General features: G+C 64.6%; 22 protein-coding genes. 9 read left to right on the forward strand and 13 right to left on the reverse strand.

Annotation, left to right across the window (positions count from 1 at the left end):
* Window positions 1-8: 8 nt before the first annotated feature.
* The 7 genes from ABY44_RS10475 to ABY44_RS10505 all read right to left on the reverse strand — a co-directional run bounded on the left by ABY44_RS10475 (window position 9) and on the right by ABY44_RS10505 (window position 7,665).
* Window positions 9-1,382: an efflux transporter outer membrane subunit gene (locus ABY44_RS10475; protein WP_060173637.1), complete on the reverse strand. Its 1,374-nt coding sequence runs from the start codon at window positions 1,380-1,382 to the stop codon at window positions 9-11.
* Between the two features lie 13 nt (window positions 1,383-1,395).
* Window positions 1,396-3,456, reverse strand: a complete 2,061-nt coding sequence (locus tag ABY44_RS10480) for a MacB family efflux pump subunit (protein WP_060173636.1) — start codon at window positions 3,454-3,456, stop codon at window positions 1,396-1,398.
* 2 nt (window positions 3,457-3,458) lie between these two features.
* Window positions 3,459-4,652 (reverse strand): macrolide transporter subunit MacA, encoded by a 1,194-nt coding sequence (gene macA, locus ABY44_RS10485; protein WP_060173635.1) that lies wholly within the window; start codon window positions 4,650-4,652, stop codon window positions 3,459-3,461.
* A 284-nt stretch (window positions 4,653-4,936) separates the two neighbouring features.
* Window positions 4,937-5,665 carry a class I SAM-dependent methyltransferase gene (locus ABY44_RS10490; protein ID WP_060173634.1) on the reverse strand — a complete coding sequence of 243 codons (729 nt, stop codon included), beginning with the start codon at window positions 5,663-5,665 and terminating at the stop codon, window positions 4,937-4,939.
* Window positions 5,666-5,720: 55 nt separating this feature from the next.
* Window positions 5,721-6,302, reverse strand: coding sequence for an HD domain-containing protein (locus ABY44_RS10495; RefSeq protein ID WP_059698278.1), 582 nt, complete (start codon window positions 6,300-6,302; stop codon window positions 5,721-5,723).
* An 82-nt stretch (window positions 6,303-6,384) separates the two neighbouring features.
* Complete coding sequence (locus ABY44_RS10500) at window positions 6,385-6,942, reverse strand: helix-turn-helix domain-containing protein (RefSeq protein WP_175864627.1); 558 nt, start codon at window positions 6,940-6,942, stop codon at window positions 6,385-6,387.
* A gap of 84 nt (window positions 6,943-7,026) precedes the next feature.
* Entirely contained in the window at window positions 7,027-7,665 is a 639-nt protein-coding gene (locus ABY44_RS10505; protein WP_060086226.1) for a hypothetical protein, read from the reverse strand.
* Window positions 7,666-8,026: 361 nt separating this feature from the next.
* Between ABY44_RS10505 and ABY44_RS10510 the strand changes: the two genes are divergently transcribed.
* Both ABY44_RS10510 and ABY44_RS10515 read left to right on the forward strand, forming a co-directional pair.
* A complete protein-coding gene (locus ABY44_RS10510) occupies window positions 8,027-9,430 on the forward strand; it encodes an HdeD family acid-resistance protein (protein WP_027789602.1) in 1,404 nt (467 codons plus the stop codon).
* A gap of 96 nt (window positions 9,431-9,526) precedes the next feature.
* Entirely contained in the window at window positions 9,527-10,105 is a 579-nt protein-coding gene (locus ABY44_RS10515; protein ID WP_060173632.1) for a hypothetical protein, read from the forward strand.
* A gap of 81 nt (window positions 10,106-10,186) precedes the next feature.
* Here the strand turns inward: ABY44_RS10515 and ABY44_RS10520 are convergent, their stop codons facing one another.
* Complete coding sequence (locus ABY44_RS10520) at window positions 10,187-10,576, reverse strand: OsmC family protein (protein WP_060173631.1); 390 nt, start codon at window positions 10,574-10,576, stop codon at window positions 10,187-10,189.
* 230 nt (window positions 10,577-10,806) lie between these two features.
* On the opposite strand from ABY44_RS10520, the gene ABY44_RS10525 reads away from it, so the two are divergent.
* Entirely contained in the window at window positions 10,807-11,538 is a 732-nt protein-coding gene (locus tag ABY44_RS10525; protein ID WP_060173630.1) for a ribonuclease T2, read from the forward strand.
* 156 nt (window positions 11,539-11,694) lie between these two features.
* On the opposite strand, the gene ABY44_RS10530 is transcribed toward ABY44_RS10525, so the two are convergent.
* Window positions 11,695-12,333 (reverse strand): isochorismatase family cysteine hydrolase, encoded by a 639-nt coding sequence (locus ABY44_RS10530; protein ID WP_060173629.1) that lies wholly within the window; start codon window positions 12,331-12,333, stop codon window positions 11,695-11,697.
* Window positions 12,334-12,646: 313 nt separating this feature from the next.
* Here ABY44_RS10530 and ABY44_RS10535 point away from each other — a divergent pair, with 313 nt between their 5' ends.
* From ABY44_RS10535 to ABY44_RS10545, 3 genes are all read left to right on the forward strand, one after another.
* A complete protein-coding gene (locus ABY44_RS10535) occupies window positions 12,647-13,051 on the forward strand; it encodes a hypothetical protein (RefSeq protein WP_060173628.1) in 405 nt (134 codons plus the stop codon).
* Window positions 13,052-13,201: 150 nt separating this feature from the next.
* Complete coding sequence (locus tag ABY44_RS10540; RefSeq protein WP_059649456.1) at window positions 13,202-13,567, forward strand: VOC family protein; 366 nt, start codon at window positions 13,202-13,204, stop codon at window positions 13,565-13,567.
* 1,347 nt (window positions 13,568-14,914) lie between these two features.
* Window positions 14,915-15,472 carry a hypothetical protein gene (locus tag ABY44_RS10545; protein ID WP_155637958.1) on the forward strand — a complete coding sequence of 186 codons (558 nt, stop codon included), beginning with the start codon at window positions 14,915-14,917 and terminating at the stop codon, window positions 15,470-15,472.
* A gap of 306 nt (window positions 15,473-15,778) precedes the next feature.
* Here ABY44_RS10545 and ABY44_RS10550 read toward each other — a convergent pair whose 3' ends face one another.
* The 3 genes from ABY44_RS10550 to ABY44_RS10560 form a co-directional block, all read right to left on the reverse strand.
* Window positions 15,779-16,777 carry a RelA/SpoT domain-containing protein gene (locus tag ABY44_RS10550; protein ID WP_196488099.1) on the reverse strand — a complete coding sequence of 333 codons (999 nt, stop codon included), beginning with the start codon at window positions 16,775-16,777 and terminating at the stop codon, window positions 15,779-15,781.
* A gap of 2 nt (window positions 16,778-16,779) precedes the next feature.
* Entirely contained in the window at window positions 16,780-17,808 is a 1,029-nt protein-coding gene (locus tag ABY44_RS10555; RefSeq protein WP_431641180.1) for a DUF262 domain-containing protein, read from the reverse strand.
* A gap of 76 nt (window positions 17,809-17,884) precedes the next feature.
* The gene (locus ABY44_RS10560) at window positions 17,885-18,799 is read right to left on the reverse strand and encodes a glutaminase (protein WP_027789597.1); all 915 of its coding nucleotides are present in this window, start codon (window positions 18,797-18,799) and stop codon (window positions 17,885-17,887) included.
* 218 nt (window positions 18,800-19,017) lie between these two features.
* On the opposite strand from ABY44_RS10560, the gene ABY44_RS10565 reads away from it, so the two are divergent.
* The 3 genes from ABY44_RS10565 to ABY44_RS10575 all read left to right on the forward strand — a co-directional run bounded on the left by ABY44_RS10565 (window position 19,018) and on the right by ABY44_RS10575 (window position 21,872).
* Window positions 19,018-19,728, forward strand: a complete 711-nt coding sequence (locus ABY44_RS10565; protein ID WP_027789596.1) for a response regulator — start codon at window positions 19,018-19,020, stop codon at window positions 19,726-19,728.
* A gap of 64 nt (window positions 19,729-19,792) precedes the next feature.
* Entirely contained in the window at window positions 19,793-20,923 is a 1,131-nt protein-coding gene (locus ABY44_RS10570; protein ID WP_059698260.1) for an ATP-binding protein, read from the forward strand.
* 325 nt (window positions 20,924-21,248) lie between these two features.
* A complete protein-coding gene (locus ABY44_RS10575; RefSeq protein WP_060173625.1) occupies window positions 21,249-21,872 on the forward strand; it encodes an FMN-dependent NADH-azoreductase in 624 nt (207 codons plus the stop codon).
* Window positions 21,873-21,929: 57 nt separating this feature from the next.
* Here the strand turns inward: ABY44_RS10575 and ABY44_RS10580 are convergent, their stop codons facing one another.
* A complete protein-coding gene (locus ABY44_RS10580) occupies window positions 21,930-24,119 on the reverse strand; it encodes a patatin-like phospholipase family protein (RefSeq protein WP_431641181.1) in 2,190 nt (729 codons plus the stop codon).
* Between the last annotated feature and the right edge of the window lies 1 nt (window position 24,120).

Genomic DNA, 24,120 nt, shown 5'->3' on the forward strand with positions numbered 1-24,120 from the left:
CGGGCCGGTCAGGACATCCCGCCGCCGAGCGCGCGGTACAGCGTCATCTGGTTGTTGAGCCGGTCCAGCCGCGTCTGTTCGTCGGCGCTTTGCGCATCGCGCAGCCGCTGCTGCTGGTCGAGCCACGGTTGCACGGCGGTCGCGCCGGCCGCGAATTGCGCGGCGGCAAGCCGCTCGGCGCGCTGCGCCTGCGCCAGCGACAGCGCGCGCTGTTCGGCCTCGCGTTCGAGCTGGACGCGCGCCGACAGCGCGTTCTCGACTTCCGCGAGTGCCGTGTAGAGCTTCTGCCGGAACCCGACGACGGCCTCCTCGTACTGCGTCTTCGACACCTTGATCTGCAGCTGCATCGTGTTCCACTGGATGAACGGCAGGGCCAGGCCGAGCCCGAGCGTGCCGACCGGATTCGCGAGCACGCGCTCGAGGCTCGTGCTCGACGTGCCGGCCGCGCCGGTCAGCGTGAAGGTCGGGTAGAAACTGGTACGTGTCGCGTCGACCTGCGCGAGCGATTCGCGCAGCCTGAATTCCGCCGCGCGCAAGTCGGGGCGCCGGCCGAGCAGGCTGGCCGGCAGGCCGGCCGCCACTTCCGGCGGCGGCGCGTCCGGCAGCGCCGGCGGTTCGGCCGCACGTTGCTGCGGTGGCCGGTCGAACAGGATCGCGAGGGCGTGACGGTTCTCGGTACGCTGCTGGATCAGGCGTGTCTGCGCGGCGCGTTGCGTGGCGAGGCTTTGTTCGGCCTGCGCAAGGTCGAGCCCCGACACGGCGCCGGCCGTGTGCTGTGACCGGACGACCGCGAGCGTGCGGACCGCGTACGCGATGTTCGCGTCGCCGAGCGCGATCTGCCGGTTCAGAAAGCCGATCCGCCAGTACAGCGATGCGGTCGTGCCGATCAGCGACAGCCGCGCGGCTTCGAGATCGGCGGCCGTCGCGTCGGCTTCCCAGCGCGCGGCGTCGCGCAGCGCGGCCAGCCGGCCCCACAGGTCGATTTCATAGCTGAGCGAAGCGTTCGCGTTGCTCGACCGGCGCATCTGGTGCGTATCGAGCGTGCGCGACACGGCACCGTTCGCGCCGAGCGTCACGTTGGGCGTCAGGTTCGTATTCGCGAGCCCGGCCTGCAGTTGCGCGCGGTACACGCGGATCGCCGCGATCGCGAGGTCGTTGTTGGCGCGCAGCGCGTCGTCGATCAGCGCGTCGAGCTGCGGATCGCCGAAGCTGCGCCACCAGTCGCGCGTCGTGGCCGGTGCGTCGGCGGAAACCGGCGCCGACCAGTTCGCGGGCATCGCGACGGCGGGCAGCGGATCATGGCGCGCGCCCGCGCAGCCGGCGAGCAGCGCGGCCGCGCATGCGAATGCGCCGAGGCGCTGAAGCGGTGAGGAATGCGTCATGGCGGGCCTTGCGTCAGTCGCGCGCGAGCGCATCGATCGGATCGAGCCGCGATGCGTTGCGCGCGGGCATGAAGCCGAATATCACACCGGTGAGCGTCGAGCAGACGAACGCGGTCACGATCGCGCCGGCCGAGAACACCATCTTCCACTGCGCGACGAACATCGAGAACAGCGCGCCGAGCCCGAACGACAGCGCGATGCCGATCGTGCCGCCGAGCAGGCAGACCAGCACGGCCTCGACGAGAAACTGCTGCAGGATGTCGGACTGGCGCGCGCCGACCGCCATCCGGATGCCGATTTCGCGCGTGCGCTCGGTCACCGACACCAGCATGATGTTCATCACGCCGATTCCGCCGACGACGAGCGAGATCACGGCGATCAGCGACAGCAGCAGCGTCAGCGACTGGCCGGTTTTCTCGACGGTCTTCACGACGCTGTCCATGTTGTACGTGAAGAAGTCCTTGCGGCCGTGGCGCTGCTTCATCAGCGTTTCGAGGCTCTTTTCGGCGGCGGCGCTCGGCTGCCCGTCGCGCACGCGCACGGTGATGCTGTCGAGATAACGCTGCCCGAAGAGACGCCCGCTCGCGGTCGTGTACGGCACCCACACGTTCAGGCTCTTCATGCTGCCGAACGCGCTCTTTTTGTCCGCCGTCACGCCGATCACGACGCACGGCACGTTGTCGACCAGAATCACTTCGCCGATCGGGTTGCGCGTCGCGCCGAACAGCTTGCGGCGCGTGTTCTGGTCGATCACGGCCACCTGCACCTGGCGGCGCACCGCGTCCTCGTCGAATGCGACACCGAGCGCGAAGCGCATCCCGCGCGCCTGGAAGAAGCGGTCGCCGACGCCGCTCACGAGCGCGTTCACGTCGACGTTGCGGTAGCGCAGCAGCAGCGTGCGCGACGTTTCGGGCGTCGCGCTGTCGACGTACGGCTGCTCGGCGAGCGCGGCGACATCGGCGGGCACGAGCGTCTGGATCGCATCGGCGCGGCTGTCGCCCCAGTCGGTGCCGGGGTAGATGTTGATCGTGTTCGTGCCGATGCTGCCGATCTCGTCGAGCATGTAGCGCTTCGCGCCTTCGCCGATCGCGACGATCGACACGACCGACGTGATGCCGATGATGATGCCGAGCATCGTCAGCAGCGTGCGCAGCCGGTGCGACACGAGTGCGATCCACGCCATCCGGCAGGCCTCGGCGAAGCGCCCGGAGCCGGCCGCGAAGCGGCGCGCGCGCGGGGCGGCATCGGCCTGCGGATCGGGGGCGACTGCCGCGGGCGGCGACGGCGTGTCGTGACGATCGCGGGCGGACGGCGCGCCGGTTTCCGCTTCGCTCGCTTCCGCTGCGTCCGCGCCCGCGGCTGCTTCCGCGAGGGCTTCCGCATGGTGGCGGTTCGGCCGGTCGGCGACGATCGCGCCGTCGCTGATCTCGATGATGCGCCGCGCATGGCGCGCGACGGCCTTGTCGTGCGTGACGATGACGATCGTATGGCCGAGCGCGTTCAGCTCGTGCAGGATGCGGATCACGTCCTGGCCGCTTTTCGTGTCGAGCGCACCGGTCGGTTCGTCGGCGAGGATCACCTGGCCGCCGTTCATCAGCGCGCGCGCGATGCTCACGCGCTGCTGCTGGCCGCCGGACAGTTGCCCGGGGCGATGGTGCGCGCGATCCGCGAGCCCGAGGCGCGCGAGCAGCTCGCGTGCGCGCGCGTGCCGCTCCGCGCGCGGCGTGCCGGCATAGATCGCGGGCATTTCGAGGTTCGCGGCGGCGTCGACGTGCGGCAGCAGGTGATAGCGCTGGAACACGAAGCCGAAGTGCTCGCGGCGCAGTTGCGCGAGCTCGTCGCTGTCGAGCATGTGCGTGTCGCGACCGCCGACCGTGTAGGTGCCTTCGCTCGGGTGGTCGAGGCAGCCGAGGATGTTCATCAGCGTCGACTTCCCGGAGCCCGACGCGCCGACGATCGCGACGATCTCGCCCGCGTGGATCGACAGGTTGACGTTGTTCAGCACGACGACGTCCTTGTCGCCGGCCGGAAAGCGTCGCGTGACGGCGGAGAGTTTCAGCAGGGGCTGGCTCATCGTCACACCACGTCCGCCAGCGGCGCGTGGTCGTCCGCGGACGCCTCGCCGATCACGACGCGTTCGCCGTCCTTCAGGCCGGCCAGCACTTCGACGCGCACGTTGTTGTTGATGCCGATGCGGACGTTGCGCGTTTCCGTGCTGCCGTCGGTGCGCAGCACGCGCACCGCGTAGGTGCCGTCCTTGCGTTTCTCGCCGAGCGCGGCGGCCGGAATGCTGAGCGCGTTGCGCGCGTTGCCGAGCACGATGTTGACCTGCGCGGTCATCGAGATGCGCAGCCGGTGCTCGGGATTCGGCACCTCGAACAACGCGTTGTAGAACACCGCCGAATTCGGTTTCGCGCCGCCGCCCGCGCCGCCGCCGAGCGCGCTTTGCGTCTCGGCGTAGTTCTGCGGCGCCGGCTCGATCGCGCGCAGCTTGCCGTAGTGGCGCCTGTCCGGTTCGCCCAGGATCGTGAAATACGCGGTCTGGCCGGCGTTCACGCGGATCACGTCGGCTTCCGACACCTGCGCCTTCACGGTCATCGTGTCGAGATCCGCGAGCTTCAGGATCACCGGCGCCTGCTGTTGCGCGATCACCGTCTGGCCTTCCTGCGTGACGATCGCGACGACCTGGCCGTCGATCGGCGCGACGATGCGCGTGTAGCCGAGGTTGGCCTGCGCGGTCTCGATCTGGATGCGGGCCGAGCGGATCTGCGCGGCGAGCGACGCGAGCGTCGCGCGCTGCACGTCGAGCGTCGCGCGCGCGGCTTCGAACGACTCGCGCGACGTCGCGTCGTCGGGCAGCATGGCCTGCTGGCGCCGGAACGCGAGTTCCGCCTGCGTGAGTTGCGCGGCGGTCGATTGCTGCTGCGCGCGCAGGCTTTCTTCGCTGGCGCGCGCCTGCCGCAGCGCGTTTTCCGAGAGCACGGGGTCGATCTCGGCGAGCCACTGGCCCTTCGTGACCTTGTCGCCGAGCTTGACCTTCAGCGACTTCAACTGCCCCGAGACTTGCGCGCCGACGTCGACCTGCCTGAATGCCTGCAGCGCGCCGGTGGCCAGCACCGCGTTTTCGAGGTCGCCGCGCGAGACGGGCGCGGACAGGTATTGCGGATGCTTGTCGGGTGCGCACGCCTTCAGCGTGACACCGGTGGCGATCGCGACGATGGCAACGGTGGCCAGCACGATGCGCCGGCGGCGATGGGTCTTCTGAGTCATGAGCGTGCGGCGAGGATGAAGCGGTGCCGGCGTTGCGTGCGGCCGGTCGGGACGATCCGGCCGGCGTCGCCTGGCGGGCGGGCTGCCCGCGGGCTTCCGCGTACACCTCGCGCGGCCGTGCCGGGTCGAATCAGCCGCTCATGGTAAGCGAGGAATTCACGACAAATCGTGTGGAAATTGTGCTGAATTGTACGGACGCCGTGCAGGAACGGAGGCCGGGCGGCGACATTGTTGCAATCTGTCAGCGCGGCGGGCGAAAGCTCGTGCGCGTGTTGCGGCGTGCGTTATCGCCGTGCGGCGACGAGGGCCATCATCGGCCGGTCGCGTTCCTCGTCGAGCGCGGGCAGGGCATCGACCTGTTCCTGCGTCGGCCCCCATTCGTCCAGGTGCGTGAGCGTGAAGCCGCTGCCGATCAGCAGGTTCACGAGCGTGCCGAGCGTGCGATGCTGCTTGACGACGCCCGGCGCGAGCCAGTCGGTCACGCGTTCGCCTTCGCGCTGATAGCCGTCGAGCGGCCACGAGCGGTTGCCCTGCGCGTCGACGACGAAACCGGGCCGGCGCGGCGCCGTATAGACCGGATGCTCGATCGAGAACACGAGCCGCCCGCCCGGCACGAGCGCGCGATGGAGCGTGCGGAACAAGGTATCAAGGTCTGCGATGTAATGGAACGCGAGCGAGCTGTACGCGAGATCGAACGCGGCATCCGGCAGCGCGAGCGTTTCGAGGTCGGCGCGACGGTACGTGATCGCCGGATGCGCGGCGTTCGATGCCGCACGTTCGAGCATGCGCTCGGACACGTCGATGCCGAGCACGCTTGCCGCGCCCTGGCCGGCGGCCCAGCGGCTGAACCAGCCGTAGCCGCAGCCGAGGTCGAGCACGCGGCGACCGTGCAGGTCGGGCAGCAGCGCGCGCAGCGCGGGCCATTCGGGGGCGCCGTCGAGTCCGTGGATCGAGCGGTTCAGGCGGCTGTAGCCTTCGAAGAAGGCCGGGTCGTCGTAGATGTTCTGCGTCATGCGTAGGGCCTCGTGCGGGCAGGGTGCGCGGTGCCGCGCGCCCGGTTCCGCGAGCTTACGCGTGCTGCCCGCCCGCGTCGATCCGGCGTTGCGTGTCGGCGTCGACGATGTCGCGGATCGCGCTGAACAGCGGTGCGGCGTCGGTATAGCGGCGGCCGTAGCCGAGATTGAACGCGTAGTCGAAATCGGGCGGATTGCTGCCCTGGGTGTGCTGCAGGATCGTCTCCAGCTTGTCGAACGCTTTCGCCGCGCGCGCTTCCGGCGACGCGGCCGCTTCGTATTCATCCCACAGTGCGACGATCTCGTCGCGCCGTGCCGGATCGAGCGGCGCGGTCAACGTCAGCAGGTCGTCGCGTTCGTGCGCGCTCTTGTCGGGGTGCGCGGCCTGCTCGATCGCGGGGATGTCGCCGTGCAGCGCCTCGCCGAGATCGTGGACGACACACAGCTTCAGCAGCTTCAGCGTGTCGATGCCGGGCAGCGCATCGGCGAATACGAGCGCCATCAGGCACAGCCGCCAGCTATGCTCGGCGGTGCTTTCCGCGCGCCCGGCCGACGTATGGCCGCTGCGCAGCACATCCTTCAGGCGTTCGGCTTCGCGCAGGAACGCGAGCCGCGCGTGGATCGTATCGGGGTTCATGGTCGGTGTCCGTGCGATGAGCCGTCAAGCGTAAGGCGGCCACGCACGGTTCGTCCACGCATGAAATATGCGCGGGGTCGTATTACAGCGTTTCCACGAGCCGCGCGGCCGCCCCGTCCGACAGCGTCATCCGTGTCCACCGGCACAGGCTGCCGCGGATCGGCACGACGCGTGACGCATTCGCGCCAGTGTCGAATTCGACGCTCGGCGGCCCCGCGCGATCATGCCAGCCGAGCGTATCGAGCGCGGCTTCCATGCGGACGATTTCCGGCGTCGCATAGCGCCACAGCGACGTGCCGAGCAGCGTCGACAGCGGTTGCGAGAATTCGGCTGCACGCGCGGGCGAACAGGCGAGCAGCCGGTGCGTGAGGTCGCACACGAGATGCATGCGGCCCGCGCTGCCCGCGACGAGCCGCGCAAGCGCGTGATCGCCCGCGGAATCGAGGCGCGCGGCGAGCAGCCGTTCGGCCGTCGCGCGTTCGTCGGGCGACATCTGTTGCAGGCCGGCTTCCCAGCGCGAGATCGTCGATTGCGCCACGCCGAACAGCTCCGCCGCGTGGCTCTGCTTTACGCGGTGCAGCGCTCGCCAGCGCTTGAGTTGCGGGCCGAGCGGTGGTGCGTGTAGCGGTGAGGCGGACATGGCAATGCTCCGGTTGCGGTCGTCGGGTGCGCTCGCGTGCCGCTGCCTGCCGTCACAGGCGCAACAGCGGCGACGCTTGTGCCATTACATGATCCGGAGGCCGCCGTTTGCCTCGATCGCGATGGCTGCGAACGGCACGAGCACGATGCCGCCCAGCACGAGCAGGCCGTCGGCGGCCACCGTGATTGGCGTGGCGAGGATCCGCAGGCCCATGCCGGCGACGGACGGCGATTCCCGGATGTACACCGAGTACCGCTCGTTGAACGGTTGCGTGGCGCCCTTGTCCTTCGCGGCGAAACCCTCCGTCGAATAGCGCTTGCCTTCGATGTCGCCTTCGAGCGCGAGGCCGGCCGTCCCGGCAGTGAATCCGTCGGCGCTCGCGGCTTGCCGGGCGTCGTCCGGCGCGTCCTTTGGCAACACGATCCGGTAGTGGCCGGTGATGCTGCCGCCGCGCGCATGAAAGTCGGCAAACGTCGTGTGCAGCGATTTCCGGTAGCCGGACAGCAGCACCGGCCGCAATTGCGCCGGCAGATCGAAGATGTAGTGGTAGTTCGTGCCGAGGACGACGAGCTTCTTGCCGTCCTGCGTGATCATGAAGCTCGTGACGTATTCGCTGTATGCGTCGTTCTCGTACAGCTTCGGCGTGAAGCAGCCCGACAGCGCGAGGGTGCTCGCGGCCATGCCGGCGGCCAGCAGGCGCCGGCGCGTGATCGATGTTTTCATGGATTATTGTCCCGTCTGATGCGGTTTGGTGGCTTGCGCCCTCGGAAGCCGGATTCTGGCGTATCCGCCGCGCATTGTCGAACGGGAAATCTGCCTGGGCAGCGCTCGCAATCCGGCCCTGTCCAGCGGCATGCTGCGCTCTCCAGACCCGCCGCCAACGTTTTCGTCGCGCTTTCAACCGCCTCCGCCATATCTTATTATTCGGCCAGTGCGGAGGCGTACCGGCCGCCAACGGTCATGTCGAGGCATGACGCGCCGGCATGAATGACCGCTTTTCGGCCTGTGCGTCGCTCGATGCGCGGTCGAAACGACAGGACCCGCGTGGCCAGCGCGTGTCCCAAAAAAATCACGAGAGGGCGCGATGGTACGACTGGTCTTACTGCTGCTGGGCATCGAATACTTGCGCACCCGCTGGCGCGGCCTGACCGCACTCGGCTGGGTGTGGGTTGTCGCGGGTGTCGTGATCTTCGTCGACGCGCTCGACGGCGCGCTGCATTTTCCGATCCAGATCTTCGCGTGGCTGTTCCTGATCGAGGGGCTCGCGACGCTCGCGGTGGCCGGCAGCGGCGTCGGCGGGCAGCGCGTCCTGCGCTACGTGAAGGGGATCGCGGTCGTGGTGGCCGCCGGGCTCGTGTTCGCGGGGCATCACCATGGCCATTTCCTGCTGTCGATGATCTTCGGCACGCTGTTCCTCGTCGACGGGCTGCTGCAGTGCACCGCCGCGTGGATGGTGCGCTATCGCCGCTGGAACGTCGCCTTCGCGTGGGGCGTCGTCGAGATCCTGCTGGCGATCTTCTTCTACCAGCCGTACCCGACCCACTATGTGGGCACCGTGCCGTACTGCCTCGGCCTGCTGCTGATATTCGGCGGGATGCACATGCTGAGCCTCGCCGCACGCGTGCGGCGACTGACGCGCAATCCGGCGTTCGCGACCTCGCCGGCGCCGGCACTCGCGCCGGACCTCGACGATGCGCGCGACCTGCCGCATTTCGCCCAATCCGAATGGGACGGCCCGCCCGCCGACGGCGAGCATGCGCTCACCGTGCACGTGTGGACGCCGACCGGTACGTCGAAAGCCGAAGCGCAACGCTACCCCGTGATCGACCGCTATATCGCGGCGGTGGACGTCAACGGCGTGATCTCGACCGGGCACGCGGCGCTGGAATCGCCGGAGGGCATCTATATCAGCCTGTATCCTGGCGTCGAAATCGATCGTTCTCCGGACGAATTCACGCGCATCCTGCGTGCAACCCGCGAAAACGACGTGCCGGGCCTGTTCCAGCCCGACTACGCGACCGAGTCGAAGGCATGGTGCCCGTCGACCGTGCGCGTGCGGATCCGCAACTACGATCCGGCGAAGCTGGACGCGTTCTGGTCGTCGTACCGGCAGAACGTGACGTACAACCTCACGCACCGCAACTGCTCGAGCACCGTGTCGAACGCACTCGAAGCCGCGCTCGACGGCGCGGTGTGGCGGCTGAAGGGCGCGCGCGCCGGATGGGGCGCGTTCGTGCGGTTGCTGCTCACGCCCGAGCTGTGGGTTGCCGCGCAGATCCGCAAGCGTGCGGTGACGATGGCGTGGACGCCCGGGCTCACGCTCGACTATGCGCGCGCGCTCAGCATGCTTGCCGACCCGCGGCCGTTCGCGTGGTGGAAGGTCGCGCGCTCGGCCGTGAAGGCGATCATGGCGTCGCGCCGCACGTGGCGCGAGCAGGACAACGCGGCGCTGTCGCCGGGCGGATCGGAGGCCGCGTCGTTGAAGTGACCGCGTGCCGCCGGACGAGGGCCCGGCGGCACTGAGGCCGCCACCGCGCGACCCGGCGATGTTGCCCGCCACAAGAACCCACAGATACGAACAACAATGAACAAGACGAGCGCATTCCGCATCCTGATTCCCGCCGCGCTGGCGCTGACGAGCGCCGGCTTCGCGCAGGCGAGCGTGAACGAAGTGCCGCACATGAGCGACGACGTGTACCGCACCTCGGTGTCGTTCTGCTCGAACGTCGCGGCCGCGGAGAAGATCGCGTGCCAGCGCGACATGATCGCCGCGGGCAGCCGGATCGTCGCGGCGATCGGCGGCCTGCCGCCGGCATCCGCCGTGTCGATCGACGAGGGCGCGCGCACCAAGCTGCCGGCGGCGGAGCGCAAGGGGCTCGCGCCTGTCGAGCCGCGCGCGATCGACAAGGACGACGACGTTGCCGGTCTCGCCGGCATGGTGCGCCTGTGCGACGTGTACGAATCCGAACCGGCATCGCGTGCGCGGCATCACGCGGCGTTGAAGCAGCAGGCGCCGGATGCGGCACCGCGCGTCGAGGCGTTGCTGGCCGATGCGTCGACGGCGGCGCGCCAGCGCGTCAGCATCGGCGTGTGGCAGATCCTCGCGCTCGAAGGCCCCGAAGCGTCCGCCCGCGCGTGCACACAGCTCGGCACCGGGTCGTGAGTGCCTGTTCGCCACGGATGCGTGTCGCGCGGCCGTCGACGTGCGGGTGTCGATCGTGCCGTGTCCGGCGCGCCGTGACGGTCAGCCGCTCGCGATCGTGGCCGGCCTGACCCGTATCGGCTTGCCGAGCGTCCGGGCGACCGGAGAAGCCCGCACCGCGTCGCGCACGAGTGTCTGCTGCGCGTGCGACAGCGGCGCAGCGAAGCGCAGTGCGATGTCGAAGCCCGTTTCGTGGTCGAGGCGATCGACGGTGACGTCCGCCGTGCACGCGGGCAGCGTCACGCCCGCGCGTCGTGCGGCCAGGTCGATCGACATGCAGACGCAGGCCGCGAGCGCGCTTTCGAGCAGTTCGTGCGGCCGCATGCCGGCGTCGCCGCCCTGGCCGTCCTTGTGCGTGTCCGAGCGCACGACGCTGCGCCCGTTGCCGATCTCGACGCAATGTGGCTTGCCGAGCTGTGTCGCGGTCACCATGGCGATGCTCCGTTGCAGGATGAGGGTGGCGACACGGTACGCCGGCGTCGCTTGCGGCGGAAGGCAACCGCTGGTACCGGTACCGGTTGTAACCGGCTCGGCGGCGACCCGCGCGTTCTTTCGTCCACCTTCACATTCGTGCCACGTTGCGACGGCAACAATCGCGGTCGGACATTCGACAACCGTGCGGCGCATCCCGCGACCGCATGCCTTTTCCGAGGAAACACGCCATGCTCAAGACGCTCGCCCGCGCCGCTGCCGCACTCGCCGTTGCTTCCGTGTCGCTGCACGCCGCCGCGCAGACCAGCTACGACTACCTGTTGCTCGCCGCATCGTGGGAGCCCGGCTTCTGCGCGTCGCACGACACGCCGGAATGCACGAACCTCGCCGGCTCGTATGCGGCGACGAGCCTGTCGCTGCATGGCCTGTGGCCGAACCGCTATGACGGCAACCAGCCGTTCTACTGCGGCGTGCCGCAGAACGACATCGACCTCGACAACGCGCACCAGTGGTGCAGCATGGACGCCTACCCGATCAGCAGCGCGACCCGCAACACGCTGTCGACCTACATGCCGGGCGTCGCGTCGTGCCTCGACAAGCACGAATGGTTCAAGCACGGCACCTGCTCGAACCCGGCGACGCCCGATGCCTACTGGAATCAGGCGTCCGGCATGATCAGCCGGCTCGGCAATACGTCGTTCAACGCGTTCCTGCAGGCGAACGCGGGCAAGACGGTCACGCGCAACCAGTTGCTGTCCGCATTCGAAGGCGCGTTCGGCAGCAACACGCGCAGCGCGGTGTCGCTGAAGTGCACGAAGACGAATGGCGTCAGCTATTTCACCGAAGCGTGGATCGCGGTGAAGACCAATGCGACCGCGCAGTTCCCGAGCGCCGCGTCGCTCGTGACCGACGGCAATACGCAGGGCACGTGCCCGACGTCGGGTGTGTATATCGCGAAGTAACGACGAAGCGGGCGGCGCGCGCGGCATCGCGCACGCCGTCGCCCGTTACGGGTTCGGCGGGACGCTCGACCACGGCAGCCGGGCCTGGCAGCCGTCACCCTGCAGGTCGACTCGGGTGATGACGTTGGCCCGTCACGCTCGCGCGTGTGCGTGCGTTTACGCGAGCAGCCGCAACGCGTCCTCGAGCGACAGCACCGTCGTGCGCGATTCGAACGCGGTGGCGAACAGGTGTTCGTGAACCACCGGGTCCGGGTCGTAGCAGCAATCCTTGACCGTATAGAGGCGGAAGTCCGCGTCGCTCGCGTGGGCGATCGACGACAGCATCACGCCCGTCGACGCGATGCCGACCATGATCAGCGAATCGACGCCTTGCTCGACCAGGCGCGCTTGCAGATCGGTACCGAAGAACACGCTGGCGCGGTGCGCGACGATCAGCGGCTCGTCGGCCTGCCGACCCAACTCCGGGCATGGGCCGTCGTCGATGAAGAGGCCGAGCTGCTTGATGCCCTGGCCGTTCTTGTTGCGCGGGCTGACTTCCGGATAGCCGGGGCTGAACCGGATGTTCGCGAACCAGACGCCGATGCCGCTTGCCCTCGCTGCATCGCAGAGCCGGCGCGTATTGGCGAGCAAACCGGGCGCGACCGACGGGAAGAGGCCGAGGATGTCGGTCTGGTAATGCATGACGAGCAGCGCGGTGCTTGACGGCACGATGGCGGGAATCGGGGCGGATGGGGCGTCGCCGGGGTTCGTGCGGGTTGCCGTTGTGGCGATTTCCGGTGCGTTTTGCCGAGTCATGAACGAGGGTCTCCGATAGCTCGCGGGGAATTTCAGCGTCCCCGATTTGTACCGGAAAATCGAGGTGGTTGCCGATGCGATTTTCGTAGGGGCATTTTGTTGCGCCTCGCGGTGGTTTCCGTCATACCGGCGCCAAGTTGCCGCTCGGCTGCAATATACTGACGTGCGCTTTATCGACCGACAGTCGGTTGCGGTAGGGCGACACCGATGTCGATGGCCAGCTTCTGCTGCTCGCCTTTTCGCATGCGTCGTTGGGATTGCGCGGGCTGGTCGGCGCAGGTACAGCTGGCCAACATCTGGGTTAGTAAACGCGATGGCAAAACCGTTCTTAACCGTACTAGTGAAGGGTTCATTCCCGGAAGCTTTTGGCTTTGTCGAGACTTTGCTTCAACCTCTTGGATTCCTGCTCGTCAATCCCGATAGCGGACAAATCACGCACTGGAGCGATGACGGGCAGCAGATCGCAATATCCCGAACCTGGATTATTGACGAAGCACCAACAGGTAAAGCGAAGAACGTACAGTTCTGGCAATCCGGCTGTGACGATCTGTTTGTGTCCTGGATCGATGCGTCGCCGGGATGGGAGTTTTCTTTTCATCTCGATGGCGTCACGCCGGAATTGAAGGTCGCGCTGGCCACCGCACTCTCCAATGCGATCCTGGTCGATTTGAGGCTTCAATACGGAGAAGAGTGTGCGTTGAGGATCGAATTTGACTAACGTTCGAGTCGAGAGATTGGTGTGGATTCCGGTTACCCGATTCCCCGAGCAAATCGTCAACCATTTCAGCGCAATACCATTCCATGTCGTTACGGGCGGCTACGGTGCATATAATTGCCTTTCGGCAGACAACCAAGGGAACGGGTACTGATGAGCATTCGAGGGAAAGACCGCCAGATCGATAACATCGAATTCAGTGTCAGCGATATTGGACGAAGCAAGGCCTTCTATGGCAGCGTTTTCGGCTGGACTTTCACCGATTACGGCCCGACCTACACCGAGTTTCACGACGGCCGGATCGCAGGCGGGTTGACAACGGGTGAGCCTGTCCGGCCAGGCGGCCCGCTAGTCATCCTCTACGCTGATGATCTGGCTGAAATCCAGCGAAGGATCGAGGCGACGGGCGCCACCATCAACCGTCAGACTTTCTCGTTCCCTGGCGGCCGGCGCTTTCACTTTATTGACCCCGATGGTTATGAACTGGCCGTATGGTCAGCAGACGAATCGTCCCAGTAACCAAAACGAGTACCGGCAAGCGACGAGTCCGCCGCTTCATGGACACCCCAAACCGTAGGCTTTGAGGCTTGCGGTGTCCGCTCCGGGGCGATTGCAGCCGAATGACGAATCCTCCGGATACCTCGGGCGGAGGTGAAGAAGCTCCGCTAAACCGAATGCCTGCGTTAGCAATCGGCCAGTTGCGGACCTTTGATGTCTCGTCCAAGATTGTGGGCAATCCAGTCATGACTTCGACCTCACCGCTGATGCATTGCCCCTATTGCGCTGCCGAACTCGTCATGGCTGCGGGAGGAGAGCTTCAATGTGCATCGACGGGCGCACTTTTTAGCCGCTCCGTTCGAACGCAGCTCGAAGCACTCAGGACCGGCGGAATGTCCGGTCAACCATCCCGGTCCTATGTGGGGCGATGGTTTTGTCCATGTTGCGGTGAACAGACCGACGATAGCGTTTGTCTGGGCTGCGGCGTTGTGATTACTGCCAGGTTAGCCCGTGAGCTTATAGAGCTCAATCCACACGTTTCTCCGCAAATGCCGACGTGACTGTCCGCAACCGAGAATGGGGCGGGCCGCTCCGGGTCGATCGCTGCCGAACGACGAATTCGCCATTGAGTGTGCCGGAACTCACCAGCCGCCGTTGCGCCAGATGAGTCTCACTTGGCTTTCGCACCTCAAAAAATCGACCTTCCCGAATAAGTCGTCAACCACTCCAACGCCAGCGTGCTTGCACTCGGGAAATATAAACTCGTATGTGGTTCCTTCAGCATCGATCAGACGGGTGAGTACCGCGCCGTCTTTGGCGTCCGGGATCGGCTACATGCGATTAGTCGACATGGATACCTATATTGGCGACAATCCCTCAGACTCGCTTTGTACGTGATCTCCTCAACCAGGTTGAGCAAGCTCTCAGATGAAATCGCCTTCAATAGTCAAGCCGCTTGAGCGTCCCTTGGTTGCATTCTCGTCGAGCATTGATTCTGCTCGCGAAGTCGTCGTGGCAGGGCTACGATGGCCCACTCCGTATTGGTGTGACCTTGCGATTGGTTGGTTGGAGCAAGGTCTAGCCATAGATGACGAGATCGACGACATACTACGAGAGATTTCCCAGAACCGAGGTTTTCCGCAGAGTCTGAGGCACCGCGCGTTTGCGCTACACGTACAATTCACGAAGAACCGAGTAGTCGGGTAGTTGGTAGATATGTGGTGAACCGATTTTTTAGGGCGGTGAGGAAGACCTGCTCCACCTAGGTTAACGCCGAACGCCTACGTCAATAGTCGGCCATTAGCAACCACTAACTCAACAGGAGTCGCAGCTGTTGTCTGCTTTGAGAACAATTTGGGATTTATCTAAATGAGCATTGCGGAAGAATCTGACGAATTGGATCGTGTCTCGGTAGCTCCAGAGTTGCAACCTGCGCTGCGCCTCTATCGCAGGCTTCATCTTTCATATAACGATCTTGATGAAACCAAGGCAACGACTGAAGAGCTGTTGCGTGCTCGTTTACCTCTACCTCGGCGAGATCCACCAAGCGCGCTGTTGATGGCTCTTACGACCGCGCTAGTGGTGACATATGCTCGGCCATTCGTGAATACTCGTGGCGAATCAAAGTTCGCAGAGCGTTCAGCGCCCGGTTCACTCCTCAGAGTGTTGACCTCAAGGCAACGTGAGATTCACGACTACCTATTAATTATGCGGAACCGCGAGGTGGCGCATTCGGACGCTGACAGGTCAGAGATTTATTTGAAGCTGTATCCAGACGGGGACGGCGCGATTTTCCGTGTTGCGCGTGTGCCGTTCCGACGTGCCGAGTTGAAAGATATCCATCGCATCGTCACAAAGTTGATGGCGGAAGTGGATCGCAGATGCGATGAGTTGCGCCGCGTGCTTCCGTTAGGCGTTTGGATTTGACCAAAAAACCAGGCATGATCGCCACAAGCGCCTTTTTGCTGCATGCAATGAAAATCTCCTGGAGAGGCCGCAATAGGTCGAGTACTGCCGAATGACGAATTCTTCATTGATTGTGTCGATACTCGCCTGCCGCTGTCGCACCAGATGAGTCGCCCTTAACTCCGCCCCCTCAAAAAATCGACCGCCCCGTATACGTCGTCAACCACTCCAGCGCCAACGTGCTGGAGCTCCAGCAATATCAATAAGATGGGGGCGGAGTTTCATGCTGACAGTGGCTTTTTTCATCGGCGGCATAGGTGAGGCCTGTCAGTTCCCATCCTCGATATCGAATCCTGGGCCTGCAATTTTCGACTTTGGATATAGCGAAAGAAGCTCTGGTGACAAATATGGAACATAATTATTTAATTTCCCTTCAATATGGTCTGCCTCGGCAAGGATGCCGATGCAGAATTGAAGGGGAGACAGGCTCCGTGGATAATCAATCCCAACTTTATCCAGTGCGGATTCGATGATGCGCAAACGCTTTTCAACGAAAGACTGCGCTTCGTTTCCCGACAGACGCTTTGGGCTAGTTGAAAGTATCAGTCGTTGCACGTTTTCACAGAATCGCATCCAGCTAGCCGGTTTAACTTCTGAGGGAAGTTGCGCCCGATCAAAGCGCGAACGAAAGAGATCTTCAATCTTGGACCGCACGGCAATATCTGGCCATCTTTGTGCATGTATCGCAGCCGCAGCTGCATCGAAGCCGAGCACCAGCATATCGAGCTGTTCTACTGTCGCCTTCAATTGAGCCGCGAGCCTCAAGCGGCTCCAGTCAACGCGTTCACCCTTGTAGGCTAGGGAATGCGTAGCTACGGACCACGCATGTTCGAATGCTGTTCTTATCTGAACTTCAAACGCGACTTTGAGAAGAGGGCTATCGGCTGCTAGCATTGGCTCCTTGAGGCGAGCAATTACACGAGTCGCATCGAAGCGGAATACCGTTGGATCCTTCTGTGTTGCACCGCGTAATTTCAGATCGACGACATCGAATTCTGATTTTAACCATTCGATAACCGTAGCTTCTGCCTCGAGAAATGGAATGACGATCGAGCATCCGTAGAGATCATCAAGGCTGCTCCAGTTGGCAAATCGACCAGTTTCAATCTTTTCAAATAAGGATTCGGTATCCTTCAATCGCCCGATAAATGCATGGGCATGAATGGAACAATAAGCGAAGATTTTCCCTTTTGCTCTTTCCTCAACTTGCTCGAGATATGGGTGAAAAAGGTTGTGTTTTTGGCTGAGTTGAGCTGGAACGATCACAGTCACTGTACCGACAGAATTGACCTCAGATATCGAACCCGCGTCTCACGCGGACCTTTGTCATTGGAAGCAGATCTTGCAGCATCGTAATATGCCATCAGAGCCGCATCATTGTCGCGTTCAGTTGAATCGTCGACTCGGTCAATAAATTTACGAAGTACCGACGCTGAATGTTGAGGCATCCCGAGCGCTTGATCTTGCTGCAGAGAATCTATCGCACCGAAGAGGGCGTAGAAGTCTGCCTGATTGCGCAAACGCGAGCCAGCCAACTCATCGTCAGACGTGAGCATCTCGGCAATATATGAAATGACTGCCCTGTAGCGGTCGTCGCAGACCGACTTCTGCTCCCAATCGGCATCCCGGTCAGAAAAGGCTTTGTCCAAATCATCCTGGCTGTAGCCACGAGGGCCGTCTTCTAGCAGCAGCAGCAGAATGGCGGTGAACTCCACATCCTTCATCTGCTTTTTCGACTGAGCCGCAAATCTCGGGAAGTTCTGCGGGAAAACGGTCTGTTGCCAATCCGCTAGTTGTTCAGATAGGCGTATGAATTCTCCGTCCAATCTTGCGTGGCGAAGTTCCTGAGGCGTAAGTTTTGCGACGTTTCGGTTGATTCGATCAAAAATTGAATTAATTACGCCTTCGTCATTGGTGGGTATATATTCAACCAACAATTGATACGACCAGAAGGCGCGGCGAATCGATTCATCGAGGCTATTGAAATATTTTCCTCTCAGGGCGGCAATATCTGAGGTGTCGCTGATCGGGAAGTCGCCACGGACGAACTCGAGAATAGTGGTTATTCGTTGCTTTCCATCCACTACGTGATAAGTGGATGAGCCTTCGGCACTAATTTGTTCGTACAGGAATATTGCTGGCGCTGGATAATTCAATAATACTGTATCAATGAAGTACTCTTTAAAAGCATTGTTCCATACGCTGCGGCGCTGATATGGTGGGTCGAGGTCTAGTGCTGAGCGCCGGTGGAGATCGTAGAACCAGCTCAAATTCTGGAAGTTTTGACGACGAATCATTTGACTATAAGCGTTCTGACGGATGGAGGATGCAATATACCAGTTCTGTAGCGTTGCCCAACCTAACTTCGCCCCCTCAAAAAATCGACCTTCCCGAATAAGTCGTCAACCACTCCAACGCCAGCGTGCCCGCCAACGAGTTCCCATTAGCATCGAGCCCCGGCGCCCACACACAAACCGCCATCTCCCCGGGCAGTACCGCCACGATCCCGCCGCCGACACCACTCTTCGCCGGCAACCCGACGCGATACACAAAATCCCCCGCCGCATCGTAAGTGCCGCAGGTCAGCATCAACGCCGACAGCCGCTTGGCGGAACTCGAATCCACGATCCGCTCGCCGGTCACCGGCGCGACGCCGCCATTCGCGAGAAACAGCGCGGCGCTTGCCAGCTCGACACAGTTCATCGTGATCGCGCACTGTCGGCAATACGCATCGATCACCGTGTCGGGCGGCATCTGCATGTTGCCGAAGCTCGCCATGAAGTGCGCCATCGCGCGGTTGCGCTCCGCGTGCTGCAGTTCGGACTGCGCGACGCGCGAATCGTAGTCGATGTCGTTCGCGCCGATCAGCCGCCGCACGAATTCGACGAGCGCCGTCTCGGCCTTCACGAAGCGGCGGCACAGCACGTCGGTGACGACCAGCGCCCCCGCATTGATGAACGGGTTGCGCGGCTTGCCGCGCTCGCTCTCGAGCTGGACCAGCGAGTTGAACGCGTTGCCGGACGGCTCGCGGCCGACCCGTTCCCACAGGTCGTCGCCCAACAGCTGGAACGCGAGCGTGCACGCAAACAGTTTCGAGATGCTCTGGATCGAGAAGCGCTCGTGTGCGTCGCCGACCGTGCAAACGTTTCCGTCGAGCGTGACGACGGCCATCCCGAACTTGTCGGCGGGCACTTTCGCGAGCTCGGGAATGTAATCGGCGACCCGTCCCTGGCCAATCCAGGGGGCGAGTTCGGTGTGGATGCGTTCGAGGATCGTTTGGTAATTCATCAAGTCAGGCGGGCAGGGCATGGCCCGGATTCAGGCGAGCCCGTATGGAACCGTCCCGGCGCCGATTCGTCAAGCTCGGCCGATATCGCTCCCTTATTTTCAAGACCGCTAAACAGGCAATCGGCTGGCGCAGTATCATGCGGTACGTTTCGGCCAATGGCCGGCGTCCGGCACCGGCCGGCGCCGCCGCGGCTTCCCCGATGAACCGACCGCTGCCCATGTCTTTTCGCATCCTGCTCGTCGAAGACGACACCCGCCTGTCCACGCTGATCGCCGGCTACCTGCGCAAGAACGACTATGAAGTCGATACTGTGCTGCATGGTGACGCCGCGGTGCCGGCGATCCTGTCCATTCGTCCCGATCTCGTCATTCTCGACGTGAACCTGCCGGGCAAGGACGGCTTCGAAATCTGCCGGGAGGCGCGCAAGCAGTACGACGGCGTGATCATCATGGTGACGGCCCGCGACGAGCCGTTCGACGAGCTGCTCGGCCTGGAATTCGGCGCGGACGACTACGTGCACAAGCCGGTCGAGCCGCGCATCCTGCTCGCGCGGATCAAGGCCCAGCTGCGCCGTGCGCCCGCGCGCGCGCCCGAGAGCAGCGCGCCGCAGCCCGAACGCTACGCGTTCGGCAAGTTCTCGATCGACCGCACCGACCGCTCCGTCGTGCTGCCCGACGGCAGCACGCCCGACCTGACGTCGGCCGAATTCGACCTGCTGTGGGCACTCGTGTGCCATGCGGGCGAAGTCGTCAGCCGCGATGACCTGATGCTGCAGTTGCGCGGCGTCGAGTTCGACGGCCTCGACCGCACGATCGACGGGCGCATCTCGAAGCTGCGCCGCAAGCTGCGCGACGACGCGAGCAACCCGCAGCGGATCAAGACGATCCGCAGCAAGGGTTATCAATTCAGCAAGCACGCGTGGGAATGACGCGGCCTTCGGGCGACGCCGTCACGTTCCGCGCGGGCATTCCCCCTGCCGGCCGGGAGCCGAGATGATCCGACGAACCCGTTCGCACCCCGATGCACCGCCGCTGCCGACGCTGCGCTACGTCAAATGGCGCTGGCTGCATTTCCGCCGCGCGTGGACCGATACGCGCGCCGACCGCATTCCGAGCTGGTCGCGCCTTTACGTGCGCACCTACCTGCATCTGCTCGGCCTCGTGCTGCTGACCGCGCTCGTGCCGGCGCTCGCGCTGTGCGTCGAATTGTCGCCGCAGGTCGTGTGGCATGCGTTCGATTCGCTGCCCGGCGACATCTGGATCGTGCTCGTGTTCGTGTTCGCCGCCCCCGCGCTCGCGGCGTACCGGTGGATGCGGCCGGTGTGGTCGGATCTCGTGATGGTGCGCGAGCGCGCGATCGACTTCACGGGCGGGCGCTTCAACACGCGCGCGCGCGAATCGCACAGCGTGATCATCGGCCCGCTCGCGCGGACGCTGAATGCGCTCGCGATGCGGATGGAACGCCTGATCGCCGCGCAGCGCGACCTCACGAACGGCATCTCGCACGAGCTGCGCACGCCGCTCGCACGCGTGCGTTTCGCGCTCGAAATGCTGCGCGAGCCAAGTTCCGCGGCCGAATACCAGAGCGCGCTCGAGAGCATCGCGCAGGACGTGACCGAGCTCGAGGAACTGATCGACATGAGTCTGACGTTCGCGCGGCTCGAATACAGCTCGCTGCAGTCGAACCTCGAGATGACGGCTCCCGTCGCGTGGTTCGAACACCAGGTCAACGATGCGCAGCTGCTGTATCCGGAACGCGCGATCGAGTCGCGCATCGCGATCGCGTCGGACCTGCGGGTGAAGATGGACCGGCGGCTGATGTCGTACGCGATGCGCAACCTGCTGCGCAACGCGAGCAAGTACGCGAAATCGCGGATCGTCGTCGGGATCTCGCTCGTGCACGGCAACATCGGGATCTTCGTCGAGGACGACGGCCCCGGCGTGCCGGAGAGCGAGCGCGAGCGGATCTTCGACGCGTTCGTGCGCCTCGACCGCCGCACCGGCGGCTATGGCCTCGGCCTGTCGATCACGCGGCAGGTGCTCCACGCGCACAACGGCCGGATCGCGGTCGTCGACCCGGTGGAACTCGGCGGCGCACGCTTCGAGATCAGCTGGCCGGTCTGACGATCCGCAACACGAATCCCGGGCCTCCGGGCCTCGACAGCAACCCCGCACGACCCCACGACCCCACGACAGCCGCGCGCGCCGGATTCGAGCGCGTCGCCGGCTTGTCCCGCCGTTCCTTTCCCGTCCCGATGTCCGCCCGCACCGCCACCCCATGACGATTCGTTTGCCGCGCGTGCGCGCTTTGCATTACGATTGCAATTGCAACTGTGTGGAAGGGCCGATCCGTGTCAGTGGAGGCGGGCGGTCCGCGACGCAGCCGTGAAGCCGGGGCAGCCCCGATGGCCGCTCCGTTGTTCATGCATTCCTGTCAGGGTCATACGTCATGCGGCTTTTGAATATCGTGTCTTCTCCCCGCGGCGCGAGGTCGGCGTCGATCGCGGTCGCCAATGCCTTCGTCGATGCGTTCCGGGAAACGGGCGCGTCGATCGACGTCGATACGCTGAATGTCTGGGAAGAAGACTTGCCGGACTTCGACAGCGACGCGATCGGCGCGAAGTACAAAGGCGTCGCCAACGCGCCGATGGACGATGCGGAACAGTCGGTCTGGCGGCACATCCAGGCGCTCGTGAAGCGCTTTCAGGAAGCGGACCGGATCGTCGTGGGCGTGCCGATGTGGAATTTCGGCTATCCGTACAAGCTCAAGCAGCTGATCGATCTCGTCAGCCAGCGGAACATGCTGTTCACGTTCGACGGCAAGGCCTACGCTCCGCTGCTGGAGATTCCGCGGGCGCTGGTCATCCATGTTCGCGGACAGAGCCGGGAGACGGGCGCGGGCGCCGACAATCCCGGGTTCCGGCATCAGGCCGACTACATCGAATTCTGGTTGAGGTTCATCGGCGTGAGCGAGGTCAGGAGCCTGACCGTCGAACACACGTGGGGGGCGCGGGCGAGCGACAGCATCGAACAGGCGCAGGCCCGGGCGGTCGCGATGGCCGCGGCGTTCTGATCCGGACGTATCGCGCGAAGGCGTGGCGGATGCCGCCGAAGCGGCACCCGCGCACGCTCAGTACGTGCGGCCGAGCTGCAGGTAGAAGTTGCGGCGGCCGCCGGGCCCGAGCGCCACGCCGAGGTAGACCGGCCCGAACGCGGTCGACAGGCTCGTGAAGAACGTATAGCTCTGCTTGAGCGAGCCGCCGCCGATCTGCTGCCCGCTCGACCAGACGTTGCCGACTTCCGCGCTGGCGCCCACCGACAGCGCCTTGATCGGCGATGCGTTGAACGTCATCAGCTGGTTCATGTAGGTCACCTGCGCATACGCGAGCTCGTTGCCGTTCAGCTGGTCGGCCGCATACGCGGACAGATGCTGGAAGCCGCCGAGCGTGAAGTTGAACGCGTTGTTCAGGTTGGTGCCGCCGATGCTCTTGCCGCCTTCGATCGTCGCGCTGACGCTGTGGCTGCCGAACTGCTGCGCCACCATCGCCTTGCCGTAGATCTCGGTGTAGGGCGCGCTGTTGATGCTGTCGTCGAATTCGCTTGCCGAGCCCCCGTTGCGCGACACCAGCGAGCGCTCGATGCGGAACTCGGTGAAATAGCCCTTGCGCGGGAACAGCGGATCGTCGAGCTGGTCGATGACGAGCCGCGCACGCGCGATCAGCGCCTGCGACGTGAAGCTCGGCCACAGCAGCGTCTGGCCGCTGCCGTCGCCGAACGGGGACGGCAGGTTGTAGGTCGGCGAACCGTGCCCGGTCACGTACCCGATGCCGATCCGGAAATCGCCGAGCCGCGCGATCGGCAGGCCGAGGTCGATCCCGGCGCGCGCGGTCTGCATCAGGTACTGCGTGATCTTCACGTCGCCGGAGTCGTCGTACAGGTTCGCGTAGCGGCGCTGGTATTCCGCGTAGGGCGACAGATAGACGCCGTAGGCCATCGACAGCGGCTGGCGGAGTTCGACGCGCGCCGATTGCAGGTCGCTGCCGATCGTCGTGTCCGCGCGGAATTCGAGCCCCGATTCGGTGAGCCACGGGCGCCGGTAGCCGACGTGCAGGCGGAAGCCGCCCTCGTCGGTCGAGCTGCTCGACATGCCGAGCCCGAACAACAGGAAATTCGGCCCCCAGTATTTCTCGCGGGCGTCGATCTCGAGCACGTTCTCGTCACCGTGGCTCACGATCTGCTGCGTGACGCTCTCGAAGTTGCCGCCCGTCGTGAGGCCGAGCAGATCCTGGCTGACGGTGTTCGGATCGTACGTGTCGCCGGGCTTCACGTGCAGCGCGTTGCTGACGACCCGCTTCGGCACGCCGCCGGAGGTCTTGATCTCGATACGCGTGATCCGGATCGGCGGCGGCAGCGGTTGCGCGTGCGCGGAGCGGTACGCCGCATATTGTTCCGGCGTGAGCGCGAAGCGCTGCAGCTTCGGCAGCGCCGCGGTCGCGGCGGCCGCGCCGGCGGCGATCGCCTGCTTCGCGTTCTGGAAATCGGTGAACGCGAGCGAGCCGAGATCCGGCGTGAGCAGCACGTCCTGCGCGTCGAGCTGCTTGCGCTGGGCGGTCACGTTCTGGCGGATCAGGATGCCGACCATCTGCTGCATCACGTCGGCGGGCGACGCGAGCGCGTCGAGCGGGCGCAGTTGCGAACCGATGTCGACCGCGATCACGACGTTCGCGCCCATCTGCCGCGCGGTGTCGACGGGCAGGTTGCTGACGAGCCCGCCGTCCACCAGCGCGCGCCCGTTGATCTCGGCCGGCGCGAACAGGCCCGGCATGGCCATGCTCGCGCGGATCGCGAGCGGCAGCGAGCCGTGGTCGAGCACGACCATCTGGCCCGTCTGCAGGTCGGTCGCAACCGCGCGGTACGGGATCGGCAGGCGGTCGAACGGCTGGTTGGTGGGCACGGCGGCCGTCCAGTTCGCGAGCAGCGCCTGCAGCCGGTTGCCCTGCACGAGGCCGACCGGCGCCTTCACGCCTTTCTTGCCGAAGCCGAGCGTCAGCCCGTTGATGTACAGGCGTTCGTCCTCCCGGCTGGTTTGCGGCAGGTCCGCGCGATCCGTCACGTCGAACGCGATGTCCGCGAGGTTGACCTCCGACAGCCGCTTCTGCATCTCGCCGGCAGCCATGCCGCTCGCATACAGCCCGCCGACCACGGCACCCATGCTGGTGCCCGCGATGCAGTCGATCGGGATGCGGTTGTCCTCCAGCACCTTCAGGACCCCGAGATGTGCGTAGCCGCGCGCGCCGCCGCCGGACAGCACGAGGCCGATC

This window comes from Burkholderia sp. ZZQ-2 (genome assembly GCF_050768715.1).
Lineage (GTDB): Bacteria > Pseudomonadota > Gammaproteobacteria > Burkholderiales > Burkholderiaceae > Burkholderia > Burkholderia cepacia.